Raw genomic sequence first — 11,908 nt, 5'->3', positions numbered from 1 at the left:
GCTCCCCGCATGGAAGAGAGGCCGGACAGGTCCGAGCGGCGGGAGGCCGAGGTGCGGGAGCATCTCGCCAACGAGCGTACCCTGCTCTCCTGGATCCGGACCGGGGTCGGTCTCATCTCCATAGGCCTCGTCGTGGAGCGGGCGGGCGCCCTCGCCGGCGTCCAGGACGCCTCGATAGGCGCCTCCGGGATCTTCGGGGTGGCGCTCGCCCTTCTGGGATGCCTCACGCTCGTGATAGGGACGGCGCAGTTTCTCCGTAACCGCCGCAGGATCATCGAGGGAGATTTCACCCCCGCCGTCGCCGCGTACCTCGTCGTCGTCGCGGGCAGCATGGCGCTCGCCGCCGCGTTCGTCGTCTACGTGGCGCTCCAGCTTCTCCCCTGAACCGCCGCACCCACGCCGCTGGCGCTCGGGGGCTGCCTGCCCGGCGTCCGGGCCCCAGGGCCTCCCCGTAGAAACCGGCGCGCCGGTCCCGGGGACGAACGGTTGAGCCGGGCTTACCCGGCGGGCGTGGAGCGCGTGCCGACCTGGCTGCCGACCCAGACGTAGCCGTCCGACCAGATCTCGCGCTTCCAGATCGGGACGATCTCCTTGATGCGCTCTATGGCGTAGCGGCTAGCCTCGAACGCCGGACCTCGCCGGGGCGAGGCCACCACGATAACGACGCTGGGCTCCCCGGGGTCGACCCTCCCGAGGCGGTGGACGATGGAGACGTGTCCCACGTCCCAGCGCTCCTCGATCTCCGCCCCGATCTGCTCCAGCTTCCGATCGGCCATCGGGCGGTACGCCTCGTACTCCAGGTACTCCACCTCGGCCCCGGCGCCCTCGTCCACCCGCGTCGTCCCCACGAACGTCGCCACCGCCCCGCAATCGGGACGGAACGCGCCCGAGACGAGCGCGCCGACGTCTATGGGCACTTCCACGATCCGGAACAAGCGCTAGCCCCCCGAGACGGGCGGCAGCACCGCGACCTCGTCCCCGGCCCTGACCGTCTCCTCCCCCTTCGCGTACTCCCCGTTGACCGCGAAGGCCAGGGTGCCGCGCATCGGCGAGAGGGCCGGATACTTGAGCGTCAGCATAGACCACAGCTCGTCGAGGGTGACGCCGTTCGCCGTGAACTCGGCCTCCCTGACCCCCGCCTGATCTGCCGCCGCCCCGAAGAGCAAGACCTTTACCTGTTCCATAGCGCTGATGGTAGCACCGGGCCAGCCCCCGGTGGGCCCGCTGGCGGACGCGGCATCGAACGAGGAGGCTGGGATGCTATCGGTGGGTCGAGAGGGTTCAGGCGGGGTCGGGGGTGTACTCCGGGCCGACGATGACCTTGAGGGCTCTGGGGAGCACCACGAACTCCGCGGGCTCGTCGCCGATGACCTCGCCGTCGGCGGTGAAGTCGAGGCCGGGGGGCTGGGTCTCGACGCGTATCTCCCTGGCCCGCGTGAAGTACACGCCGTCGTTGTCCAGGTAGTCGGACTTCGCGAGCGCGGTGGGCGTGAGGGCGAGGATGTCCGCCAGCCCGGCCGCTTCGATGATGACGACGTCGAGGAGACCGTCCTCGGGGTTGGCCCTCGGGGCCGCGAGCCAGCCGCCGCCGGCGTAGCGGCAGTTGCCTACCGCTACGTTGACGGCCTGCGTCTCGCGCTTCTCGCCGTCCAGGTACATGACGATCTCGCGGACCTCGAAGTTTCGGGCGACCTCCAAGGAGGCCCTCAAGTAGGAGAGCTTCCCCCACTTGCTCTTGAGGTCCTCGTCGTTGGCCGAGGAGATCTCGGCCCCGAGGCCCCCCGTCGCCACGTTGATAAAGAACCGCTCCCCGATCCCCTCGGAGCGCACCCGCGCCACGTCGAGCGTGCGGACGCGTCCCTGGCGGATAACGTCCTCGGCCGCGTCGGCGTCCTCGGGGATGCACAGCGTCGCCGCGAGGTCGTTCCCCGTCCCGGCCGGCAGGATGCCCAGGGTGACGCTCTCCGGGAACCCGGCCTTGCCCAGGCCGTTGACGACGTCGTTCACGGTCCCGTCGCCGCCGGCGACCATGAGCAGCCCCTCGCTCCACTCCTTCGCCGCCTCTACGGCGTCCTCGGGGCCCTCGGTCTCCACCCATTCGAGGTCGTAGCCGTCGAACTCGGAGCGGAGCTCTTCGGGATCGTACGCACCGCCGCCCGAAGACGGGTTGATGATCACCCGCGCCTTCGTAGCTTCCATAGCCTCACCCTTCGTTGCTCCCACGTCGGGTTGAGTCTACCCGAAACGGACGGGGATCAAGGATCGCGGAGAAGGCGGGACGGTCTAGGAGGCGCGCCGCTCGGGCTCGTCCTCGGGGTCGAGGCGCAGGAGACGCAGGGTCGGCAGCCAGACCTCGCGCCGGGGGCCGCCGTCGAGCTCGACGGCCGCGTTGGAGCCGTCGCCGGAGACGTAGCGCACCTCGCCGGAACCGACGGGCGAGACCACCCGCTCCCCGACCGAGATGTCCGGCAAAAACGCCTCCCGGAGCGCCGAGACGTAGGCGAGCGCCAGCGACCGGCCCCTGTGCGCCCCCTCGTCGCGCCTGTCGGCGACGAGGATGCCCGCGATGCGGTACAGGTTCGCCCGGGAGACCTGCGAGATCAGGCACGCCCGGATCGTGCCGCGCACCAACTCCCCCTCGAACTCCGAGTACTCCTCGCCGCTGCGCTCGAGAATGGCCATGACCCGCGGGAACGCCCGCCGGAGCGCCTCCTCGACCGTCAGCCCGTTCACCCCGCGCTTGTAGACGTGCGGGTCGAGCCGCTCGTCCTCACGCCGCCGCGGTACCGAAAGCCAATCCTGTGCCATGCTGCTCCTCACCTCTGTCATGACCAGATTATACTTCACTGAGACTAGTGAAACAATGATATTCCTTCTGCAAAAGAACGGTTTTTCGCGGTATGGCGGCGTCCTGTGGCGGGCGGGGGTACACTTAACCCAAAGGGCGATGGACGGAGGTTTTGGGTTGGAATCCGGCGAGTTTCTTGAGCGGTTGAAGCGGGAGGTGATCGGGCACCCGGCGCTCGTGCATCCTTTTCTGGAGCGGTTCGGTGAGGGGGATGTGAGCGAGGAGGGGGTGAGGACGTTCGCGATCCAGTACTACCGCCACGTCCGCGTGAGCCGGTTGTATCTGGCGTCCCTCATCTCGAACTGCGGGTACGACGAGCCGTTGCAGCTCGCGCTCGCCGAGATCCTGCTCGACGAGTACGGCCACCTCAACCCCGACGAGACGCACCCGGCGCTCTACCGGCGTTTCCTGCGCGCCCTGGACATCACCGAGGAGGAGTGGGAGGCGCCGCGGACGCTGCCGGAGATCGAGCTGTACGTCAGCCGGCACAGGGAGTTGACGCGCGACCCCGACGTGCGCCTCGGGCTCGGCGCCCTGGGGCCCGCGAGCGAGTGGCCGGTCCCCCCGATCTACGTGAAGCTCTCCGAGGGGCTCAAGAAGGCGGCGGGGCTGCCGTCGGAGGCGCTGGAGATTTTCACTAGCCACGTCACGATGGACGTGACGCACGCGCGCATCATGATGGACGCCATCGCGCCCTACGCCGAGGATGAGGAGGGGCAGAGGAAGGTCCGCGACGGGACGATGGCCTCCCTCGACGCCCGCTGCGTGATGCTCGACGGGCTCTACAGGGCCGTCTACGGCGAGCCCGCGCCGCTCCCCTCCGGTCCCGCCGTCGGGGCCGCGAACTCGTAGCCCGTGCCCGAGCTCCCCGAGGTCGAGACGATCAAGGAGGACCTGCGCGGGCTCGTCGTCGGCTCGACGGTCGAGTGGGTCGAGGTATCGCAGCCCGCCCTCGTCGAGGGTCCGTCGGTCGAGGAGTTCGCCGGCCGTCTGCGCGGGGCGCGCATCGCGGGCGCGAGGAGGCGGGCGAAGCACCTCATCGTCGAGCTGATCGGGGGAGACTCGCTCGTCCTGCAGCTCAAGATCGGGGGGCAGCTCCTGCTCGTCCCGCCCGTCGCCGAGCCCGAGACGGCGGTCATGCTCGTCCTCGGCCTCGACGGAGGTCGGCGGCTCTTTCTCAGGGACGAGACCGGATTCACTCGCGCCCGTTTGTTGGACGCGGGGGAGCTGGAGGCGCGCCTCTCGTCGCTGGGGCCCGAACCGCTCGGGGAGGGCTTCGACGCGGGGCACCTCAAGGGGGTTCTGGGCGGGCGCAGGGTCCAGATCAAGCCCGCTCTGCTCGACCAGAAGGTCGTCGCCGGGATAGGGAACATCTACGTCGACGAGATCCTCTACGACGCAAAGGTCCACCCGAGGCGCAAGGCGAACACGCTCTCGGAGGGGGAGTGGGCGGCGCTGCACCGGGCGGTGAGGGAGAACCTGCGCGCGGGGATCGAGCACCGCGGGACGACCTTCGACCTGTACCGCGACGTGCTCGGGCGCAAGGGGCATCACCAGGATCACCTGCGGGTGTTTGTGAGGGCGGGGCGGCCGTGTCCCTCGGGCTGCGGGGGGCGCGTCGTCAAGGAGAAGGTCGGGGGGAGGGCTACCTTCTACTGTCCCTCGTGCCAGCGTGAAGATGGTTTCGGGGGGGAACAAGGGCTAGAATTGGGAGTACTTTAGGAGAGGAGAAGCAAGGTGGCAGACAGTTTCGATCTGGTGATCATCGGCGGCGGGAACGCGGGGTACATCCCGGCGATTCGCGCGAGCCAGCTGGGGATGAAGGTGGCCCTCATAGAGAAGCGGGAGGGCGGGCACCTCGGCGGGACCTGCCTCAACGTCGGGTGCATCCCCACCAAGGCGCTTTTGCACACGGCGAGCCTGCTGCACGACGCGAGGACCGCCGAGGACTACGGGGTCAAGATCGGCAGCGTCGAGCTCGACTACCCCGCGGTCGCCAAGCGGCGCGAGCAGGTCGTCACGCAGCTCAGGCGCGGCGTTCAGGGCCTCATGAAGAAGAACAAGGTCCAGGTCTACAACGGCGTCGGCTCGTTTATCGAGCCCAAGAAGATCAAGGTCGAGACGCACGACGGCGAGACGCACGAGCTCGAGGCCAAGAACGTCCTCATCTCGACCGGCAGCGCCGTCAACAGCCTGCCGGGGCTCGAGTTCGACGGGGACAGGGTCATCTCCAGCGACGACATCGTCACGGAGAACGACGACTACCCCGAGTCCATCATCATCCTCGGCTCGGGCGCCGTCGGGTCCGAGTTCGCGAGCATGTACAACGACTTCGGGACCGAGGTCACTCTCGTCGAGCTTCTCGACAGGATCGTGCCGGGCGAGGACCCGGAGATCTCCGCCGCCCTCCAGAAGGAGTTCGAGGGCCGCGGCATCAACGTGCTCACGAGCACGATGGCCGACTCCGGGAGCCTGGAGAAGACGAAGACCGGCGTGAAGATCAAGACCGCCCCGGCCGGCCAGGACAAGAAGGAGGGCGCCCAGGAGGAGGGCGGCTCCTACGGCGGGGAGAGCGTGCCGGCCGGCGAGACCGGCGACGACGACGGGACGCTGGAGGCCGAGTGCCTGCTCGTCGCCGTCGGGCGCAAGACCGTCACCGAGGAGCTCAACCTCGACGTGACGAACGTCGAGCTCACCGAGAAGGGGACCATCAAGATCGACGAGTTCTACCGGACCGGCGAGGACGGCGTCTACGCCGCGGGCGACGTGATCGGGGGCTACTGGCTCGCCCACGCCGCCGGGCACGAGGGGATCATCGCCGTCGAGCACATGGCCGGCGAGAACCCGATGCCGCTGGACCAGAGCCTCGTCCCGCGCGTCACCTTCACCCGCCCCGAGGTCGCGTCCTTCGGCCTCACCAAGGCCCAGGCCGAGGACGAGGGCTACGACGCCAGGGAGACCAAGTTCCCGTTCCGGGCGATCGGCAAGGCGCTCATCGAGGGCGAGCCCAACGGCTTCGTCAAGATCGTCGTGGACTCGGAGACCGACCTGATCCTGGGCATGCACGCCATCGGACCGCACGTCACCGACCTCATCACCGAGGGGGTCTTCGCCAAGCTCGTCGAGGGCACCCCCGAGGAGATGGGCATGACCATCCACCCCCACCCGTCCCTCTCCGAGGTGATGGGCGAGGCCGCTATGGCCTCCGAGGGTCACCCGATCCACTTCTAGCTCCGAGCCATCGGCTACGGGGAATCAGAGCGGGGGCGACGTCTCGTCGCCCCCGCTTCTTGCGGAAGGAGCCCCTCGCGGCTCACGGCCGGACGGCTCTTCTTCGGGCGCGAGAGGGGCGGGGTTGCGCGGCTCCCTCGCAGATCTTTGAGGGCTGCGTTCGACCCGGCGCGCGACGGCTTCGGGTTCCGCAACCCCGTCGGAGAGGTCCCACGCCGGACGGGTTTTGGGAAGCTCCTGCGCCCCTTCGACGCCTTCTTGTACGGCAACGGCCTCTGCTTCGGCATGGCCGTCGCGGCCCTCGCGTCGTACGAGGAGGGCGCGGGAGGGACGCCCGTCTCAGATCTACGGCCGACGCCCGGCGTCCTTGCGTCTCTCAGGCGCCGCCACGCCCGGCAGCTCCGGCCGCGCGTCGTCCTCGCGGCCGTCCGGGACTGGCTCGCCTCCGGCGGCGGGAGGACCTACGGTCTGCCCGGCCGGCTGGGGCTGCCCGGTGGGGCGGACCCGTGCGTCCTCAACTTCGGGCCCGCCGCGAACCGGCGGTTCCTCCGCTGCCTGTACCGTGCTCACGCCGTGGTGCCGTACCGCGTCGAGCGGGCCGGTGAGGAGGTCCGCGTCTACGTCTACGACCCGAACCATCCGGGGGACCGGGGGAGGTACGTCTCGTTCCGTGGGGGTGGGTTCTCCTACGCCGGGTTCCGGTCGCGGGAGGGGTGGGGGATCACCCCTCTGCCGCTCTCGGCCGTGATCCGGTAGCCGCGCCGCGAGCGGGGTCGCTCTGCGTCCGTGTTCTGAGCCGTTTGCGCGGCTTCCGGGCCGGGTAACGCGAAGCGTCAGGACGGCGAGAGAGCGAAGGGACCGAGATGGACGGTGGCGAGGGGACGACGGGCACGAGGGACGAGCACTACGACCTGGTGAGCGTGCTCTACCACGCCCTCAAAGAGGCGGAGAGATGCAACGGGTACGCGAACGACGCGGAGGCGGCCGGCGAGGCGGAGCTGGCGGCGTTCTTCAGGGAGGCCCAGGAGATGCAGGTGCGCCTCGCCGAAGGGGCGAAGGCGATGCTCGGCATCGGGGCGGCGGGCGGCATCTCGCCGGGCGGTATCTCCGGGGGCGTGGCACCGCCCTCTTAGAGGCGCGGGGTTTGTCTCCGCGGCGCCGCGGATCGACCGTGGGGAGGCGGCCTCCTCGGGCGTAGAATTACGGTAGTTCGGTTGCCATCCGACCGGGAGGAGCGGAGATGTGCGGCAGGTACACGCTTACGAGGCCGATCGAGGTTCTGGCGGAGGAGTTCGGCATCACGGGGCCGCTGCCGGAGATCCAGCCCAGCTACAACGTCGCGCCGGGGCGCAACGTGGCCGCGGTCCTGGACGGGGGCGAGGGTGGTAGGCGGTTAGAGGTGCTCAGGTGGGGGCTCGTCCCGTCGTGGGCGAAGGACCCGGCGATCGGCAACCGCATGATCAACGCCCGCTCCGAGACCGCGGCCGAGAAGCCCTCCTTCAGAAAGGCGATGAAGGAGCGCCGCTGCCTGATCCTCGCCGACGGCTTCTACGAGTGGCGCAAGATGGGGAACGGCAAGCAGCCCTTCCACATCAAGATGGAGGACGGGAGGCCCTTCGCCTTCGCCGGGCTCTGGGAGAGGTGGGAGAGGGACGGGGAGGAGCTTCGCACCTGCGCCATCCTCACCACCGGGCCCAACGACCTCATGCGCAAGATCCACGACCGGATGCCCGTGATCCTGCCCCCCGAGGCGTACGAGACGTGGCTGGACCCGGACCTGCGCGACCCCGCCCCGCTCGAGCCCCTGCTCGCCCCGTACCCCTCCGGGGCGATGACGGCCTACCCCGTGAGCCGCGCCGTCAACAGGCCCTCCAACGACGGCCCGGCCTGCGTGGAGCCCGCGGCTTAGGGGGCGACGGGGACACAGTACGGGCCCCGGCCGGTGCGGTAGTATAGGACGCACCAGGCGCGAGGAGGTAGAAGAGTGGCCCGCAGAAAGATCTCCCTGAAGGTTCTCGAGAACGGTACCAAGACTTTCGAGGTCAGGCACCGCTGGGAAGACAAGCCCGTGGCCGCGCCGCCCGACGGGGTCCCGACCGAGTACCTTCCCTTCCGCCAGCAGCGACCGGGCCTGCCCGGCTCCCACGGCCGTCCCGGCTGGCTCAAGGCCAAGATCCCGGGCGGCGAGGGGTACCGGGAGATCAAGGACACCATGCGCGGCCTCGGGCTGCACACGGTCTGCGAGGAGGCGCGCTGCCCGAACATCGGCGAGTGCTGGAACAACCGCACCGCGACGTTCATGATCCTGGGCAACGTCTGCACCCGCTCGTGCGGCTTCTGCGCCGTCCTCACGGGCAAGCCGACGGAGCTCGACCTCGACGAGCCGTACCGCGTCGCCGACGCGGCCTCGAAGATGGGCCTCAAGCACGCCGTCATCACGAGCGTGAACCGCGACGAGCTCTTGGACGGAGGCGCCTCGATCTTCGCCGCCACGATCCGCGAGATCCGCGAACAGGTCCCCGGCTGCGCCGTCGAGGTCCTCACCCCGGACTTCAAGGGTGACCGCGACGCCATACAAACGGTCGTAGGCGCCGCCCCCGACACCTTCAACCACAACATCGAGACGGTCCCGCGCCTCTACCCGGCCGTCCGCCCGCAGGCCAAGTACCGCCGCTCCCTGGAGGTCTTGCGCTACGCCAAGGAGCTCAACCCGGACGGCCTCACGAAGAGCGGCTTCATGGTGGGCCTGGGCGAGACTGAAGCGGAGATGCACCAGACCATGCGCGACCTGCGCGACCACGACGTGGACATCCTGACCATCGGCCAGTACCTCCGCCCGACGGAGAACCACTTGCCGATGAGCCGCTACTACACGCCGAAGGAGTTCGCGAGCCTCAGAAAGTACGGCGTCGAGCTCGGCTTCAAGCACGTCGAGAGCGGCCCGCTCGTCCGCAGCTCCTACCACGCCCACGAGCAGACCTCCGACGCCCGTAAGAGAGAGGCGACCGTCGGCTCATAAGACGGTGAGAGGTCTGGCGGCGTACCTTGCTTCTGGTCTTTCGGACGCATGCCATCGAGCGTATGTCGCAACACGGGATCGGCGTAGAAGCTGTCAGGCACGTGCTGGAGCAGGGCGAAACCATCAGGAGTTACCCGGACGATACGCCCTGTCCAAGCCGTCTGGTCCTCGCCTGGCACGGAACGCGACCGATACACGTGGTTGCCGCGGACGGTATTCAGAGCGGCGAGACCTTCGTCATAACGGTTTACGAGCCGACTCCTGCCCTCTGGGAGCAGGACTTTAGGAGGAAGAAGCCTTGAAGTGCGTCGTCTGCAAGCAGGGCAAATTGAGGGCGGGCACGGCCACGGTAACCCTCGAGCGAGACCGCATGATCCTTGTGTTCAAGAAGGTTCCGGCCGAGGTGTGCGAGGTGTGCGGTGAGGAGTACGTCGACGAGGAGACGACGGCCCAGCTTCTGGCCGCTGTCGAGGAGGCGGCTCGGACCGGCGTGCAGGTGGACATCCGCGAGTACGTCGCGGCCTGAACGTATGGAACTGGAGGAGTACATCGCACCACTCGACGTCCGCCGGCTCCCCGGGCTCGTGCCCTACGCCGAGGCCTGGGAGGTGCAGAAGGAGCTCGTCCGTCTCCGGAAGAAGGGCCTCGCGCCGGACACGTTCCTCCTGCTGGAGCATCCTCCGGTCTACACGGTGGGGCGCGCGGCCAAGGACGCGGCCAACCTCGGGGCGGGGGAGGAGTACCTGCGCGCCCTGGGCGCCGAGGTGTTCTGGAGCGACCGGGGCGGGGACGCGACCTTTCACGGGCCGGGCCAGATCGTCGGCTACCCCATCCTGCGCCTCAAGGTGCTGGACACGCACGGCTACCTGAGGGACCTGGAGGAGGTCTTGATCCGGGTGCTCGGGGATTACGGGCTCGGCGCGGGGAGGCATCCGGACTACACGGGGGTCTGGGTCGCGGGCTCCAAGATCGCCGCCATCGGCGTCAAGTTCTCCAGCGGACGCATAACCTCCCACGGCTTCGCCCTGAACGTGACCACGGATCTCTCGTGGTTCGACAGGATCACGCCGTGCGGCATCGAGGAGTTCGGGGTGACGAGCCTCGCCCGGGAGCTCGGCCGGGAGGTCCCGCTGGCCGAGGTGGAGGAGAGGATCGTCACGCGCTTCCGCGAGGTCTTCGGCTGATTTGCTCCCCCCGCGGGTGGGTAGAAAACATCCCGCAACGCAGATGGACATCGGAGAGAAGGAGTCGGGCATGATCAAGGGCATGGCGAACGTGTGGGTGCCGGTGCAGGACACGGACCGGGCCGTAAACTTCTACGAGAACACCCTGGGCCTACCCGTGGTCAAGCGCGACGGTCCCTGGGCGGAGGTCGACGCCAACGGCATCAGGATCGGCCTGAACGGCAGGGAGCCGCAGGGCACGCAGGCCGGCGGCGGGCCCGTCCTGACCTTCCAGCCCGACGATAGCATCGAGGAGACCGTCGAGCAGCTCAGGAGCAAGGGCGTGGAGTTCCCGGCCGAGATCTCCGATCACGACTGGGGCCGCGTCGCGACCTTCAAGGATTCCGAGGGGAACGACCTCCAGCTCTACGCGCCGCCGCAGGGCTAGCCGGAAGGACGAGGGCGTGCCCTTGGGCCAGAGGCTGGCCGCGCGCAGCGAGCTCGGCCCCGACGGCGTTACCACGGTGAAGACGAAGCGGGGCACGCTGGCGGTCGGCGTCTCCAACGGGGAGCCGTTCGCGGTCTCGAACGTCTGCCGCCACCAGGCGGCCGCCCTGGGCGTCGGCAGGGTGCTCTCCGACGGCTCCTTGCAGTGCCCGTGGCACTGCGCGCGTTTCGACGTCGAGACCGGCGAGATGGTATCGGGCCCCAAGGGCCGCATCTACGGCTTTCGTCCCTACTCGAAGGCCGTCGAGGTCTTCGCCAACCTGCCGCCGGTCAAGCTCAAGCGCTACCCCGTGGTGGAGAAGGACGGCGTGATCTACCTGCGCTACGACGTCGCCGCGGGTCCACCGGGCGAGGTCGGGGGCGGACGCCGCTTCCCGCCCCCGGAGTCCGGGAAGGCGAACTAGAGTAAGAGGGGGGCTCCGAGTTCGGAGACCCCCTCTTCTTGGTGCGTGCTACGTCACGCGCTCCCGATGAGCACGCCGGAGGCGAAGACCAGCACGCCGCCCAGGATCACCTGGAGCGCGGACACCACGAAGCTCATCTTGAAGTAGCGGTAGCGGATGGCCGAGATCGCCAGAAGCTCCACCCCGACCACGGCGAACGCCACGTAGAGCGCGACCGAGACGTCGGGCAGGAGGAACGGCAGGGTGTGGAGTATCCCGCCAACGAAGGTCGCGACGCCCGTGATCACGCCGCGCATAGTCGGGTTGCCCCGCCCCGTCAGCGACCCGTCGTCCGACAGCCCCTCCGAGAAGCCCATGCTGATCGCAGCGCCCACCGCCGCCGCCAGCCCCACCAGAAACGTCACCCGCGGATCCCCCGTCGCGAACGCCGTCGCAAATAGCGGCGCCAGCGTCGACACGGAGCCGTCCATGAGCCCCACCAGTGAGGGCTGCACCACCTTCAAAACGAAGTCCTTGCTGTGCCCGGCGGCCGTCATCTCCCGCCCCCCGAACCCCAACCTCTCCATCAGCGCCGCCATACCGGGACCCTCCCCGCCTTCTTCGTCTCATCCGAAAGCAACTCGTGTATTTTACTCGGGACCACCAATAAATCAAGAGTAATTCTTGATTCTGATTGTGGGAACCGTTTGCAAGTGGGGGCGGGTGCGCCGGGGGCTAAAGTTTTTCGCCGAGGGGT

Annotated in this window: 18 protein-coding genes; 13 read left to right on the top strand and 5 right to left on the bottom strand. The window is 68.7% G+C overall.

Translation table 11 applies throughout. The annotated features are described in order from the left end of the window. The first annotated feature begins 9 nt into the window (after positions 1–9). Positions 10–384 carry a YidH family protein gene (locus tag GBA65_RS18950; RefSeq protein WP_166397882.1) on the top strand — a complete coding sequence of 125 codons (375 nt, stop codon included), beginning with the start codon at positions 10–12 and terminating at the stop codon, positions 382–384. A 113-nt stretch (positions 385–497) separates the two neighbouring features. Here GBA65_RS18950 and GBA65_RS18945 read toward each other — a convergent pair whose 3' ends face one another. The 4 genes from GBA65_RS18945 to GBA65_RS18930 form a co-directional block, all read right to left on the bottom strand. Beyond that, positions 498–935: a molybdenum cofactor biosynthesis protein MoaE gene (locus GBA65_RS18945; RefSeq protein ID WP_166397881.1), complete on the bottom strand. Its 438-nt coding sequence runs from the start codon at positions 933–935 to the stop codon at positions 498–500. A 3-nt stretch (positions 936–938) separates the two neighbouring features. Then, entirely contained in the window at positions 939–1,184 is a 246-nt protein-coding gene (moaD, locus tag GBA65_RS18940; protein WP_166397880.1) for a molybdopterin converting factor subunit 1, read from the bottom strand. A gap of 97 nt (positions 1,185–1,281) precedes the next feature. Next, on the bottom strand, positions 1,282–2,199 hold the full coding sequence (locus GBA65_RS18935; protein ID WP_166397879.1) for a diacylglycerol/lipid kinase family protein: 918 nt from the start codon (positions 2,197–2,199) through the stop codon (positions 1,282–1,284). An 84-nt stretch (positions 2,200–2,283) separates the two neighbouring features. After that, positions 2,284–2,808 (bottom strand): hypothetical protein, encoded by a 525-nt coding sequence (locus GBA65_RS18930; RefSeq protein WP_166397878.1) that lies wholly within the window; start codon positions 2,806–2,808, stop codon positions 2,284–2,286. Positions 2,809–2,965: 157 nt separating this feature from the next. Here GBA65_RS18930 and GBA65_RS18925 point away from each other — a divergent pair, with 157 nt between their 5' ends. The 12 genes from GBA65_RS18925 (at position 2,966) to GBA65_RS18870 (ending at position 11,172) form a co-directional block, all read left to right on the top strand. Next, positions 2,966–3,700: a TenA family transcriptional regulator gene (locus tag GBA65_RS18925; RefSeq protein ID WP_166397877.1), complete on the top strand. Its 735-nt coding sequence runs from the start codon at positions 2,966–2,968 to the stop codon at positions 3,698–3,700. Positions 3,701–3,703: 3 nt separating this feature from the next. Beyond that, positions 3,704–4,570 (top strand): bifunctional DNA-formamidopyrimidine glycosylase/DNA-(apurinic or apyrimidinic site) lyase, encoded by an 867-nt coding sequence (gene mutM, locus GBA65_RS18920; RefSeq protein WP_166397876.1) that lies wholly within the window; start codon positions 3,704–3,706, stop codon positions 4,568–4,570. 15 nt (positions 4,571–4,585) lie between these two features. Then, positions 4,586–6,079 (top strand): dihydrolipoyl dehydrogenase, encoded by a 1,494-nt coding sequence (locus tag GBA65_RS18915; protein WP_166397875.1) that lies wholly within the window; start codon positions 4,586–4,588, stop codon positions 6,077–6,079. A gap of 147 nt (positions 6,080–6,226) precedes the next feature. Beyond that, complete coding sequence (locus GBA65_RS18910) at positions 6,227–6,835, top strand: hypothetical protein (RefSeq protein WP_166397874.1); 609 nt, start codon at positions 6,227–6,229, stop codon at positions 6,833–6,835. 107 nt (positions 6,836–6,942) lie between these two features. Beyond that, positions 6,943–7,212, top strand: a complete 270-nt coding sequence (locus tag GBA65_RS18905) for a hypothetical protein (RefSeq protein WP_166394815.1) — start codon at positions 6,943–6,945, stop codon at positions 7,210–7,212. A gap of 107 nt (positions 7,213–7,319) precedes the next feature. Then, positions 7,320–7,988: an SOS response-associated peptidase gene (locus GBA65_RS18900; protein ID WP_166397873.1), complete on the top strand. Its 669-nt coding sequence runs from the start codon at positions 7,320–7,322 to the stop codon at positions 7,986–7,988. Positions 7,989–8,063: 75 nt separating this feature from the next. After that, positions 8,064–9,098 (top strand): lipoyl synthase, encoded by a 1,035-nt coding sequence (gene lipA, locus GBA65_RS18895; RefSeq protein ID WP_228281477.1) that lies wholly within the window; start codon positions 8,064–8,066, stop codon positions 9,096–9,098. 62 nt (positions 9,099–9,160) lie between these two features. Further along, a complete protein-coding gene (locus GBA65_RS18890; RefSeq protein ID WP_407691117.1) occupies positions 9,161–9,400 on the top strand; it encodes a DUF4258 domain-containing protein in 240 nt (79 codons plus the stop codon). After that, positions 9,397–9,624 carry a type II toxin-antitoxin system MqsA family antitoxin gene (locus GBA65_RS18885; RefSeq protein WP_166397871.1) on the top strand — a complete coding sequence of 76 codons (228 nt, stop codon included), beginning with the start codon at positions 9,397–9,399 and terminating at the stop codon, positions 9,622–9,624. The genes GBA65_RS18890 and GBA65_RS18885 overlap by 4 nt, the downstream gene beginning before the upstream one ends. A gap of 4 nt (positions 9,625–9,628) precedes the next feature. Continuing rightward, positions 9,629–10,282 carry a lipoyl(octanoyl) transferase LipB gene (gene lipB, locus GBA65_RS18880; RefSeq protein ID WP_166397870.1) on the top strand — a complete coding sequence of 218 codons (654 nt, stop codon included), beginning with the start codon at positions 9,629–9,631 and terminating at the stop codon, positions 10,280–10,282. A 70-nt stretch (positions 10,283–10,352) separates the two neighbouring features. Beyond that, complete coding sequence (locus GBA65_RS18875) at positions 10,353–10,709, top strand: VOC family protein (RefSeq protein WP_166397869.1); 357 nt, start codon at positions 10,353–10,355, stop codon at positions 10,707–10,709. Between the two features lie 22 nt (positions 10,710–10,731). Continuing rightward, on the top strand, positions 10,732–11,172 hold the full coding sequence (locus GBA65_RS18870) for a Rieske (2Fe-2S) protein (protein WP_166397868.1): 441 nt from the start codon (positions 10,732–10,734) through the stop codon (positions 11,170–11,172). 53 nt (positions 11,173–11,225) lie between these two features. Here the strand turns inward: GBA65_RS18870 and GBA65_RS18865 are convergent, their stop codons facing one another. Then, positions 11,226–11,750 (bottom strand): VIT1/CCC1 transporter family protein, encoded by a 525-nt coding sequence (locus GBA65_RS18865; RefSeq protein WP_166397867.1) that lies wholly within the window; start codon positions 11,748–11,750, stop codon positions 11,226–11,228. Between the last annotated feature and the right edge of the window lie 158 nt (positions 11,751–11,908).

Origin of the sequence: Rubrobacter marinus, from assembly GCF_011492965.1 — a bacterium.
Lineage (GTDB): Bacteria > Actinomycetota > Rubrobacteria > Rubrobacterales > Rubrobacteraceae > Rubrobacter_F > Rubrobacter_F marinus.
Note: the sequence above shows the minus strand (reverse complement) of the source record. Positions and strands in the feature narration are given on the sequence as shown.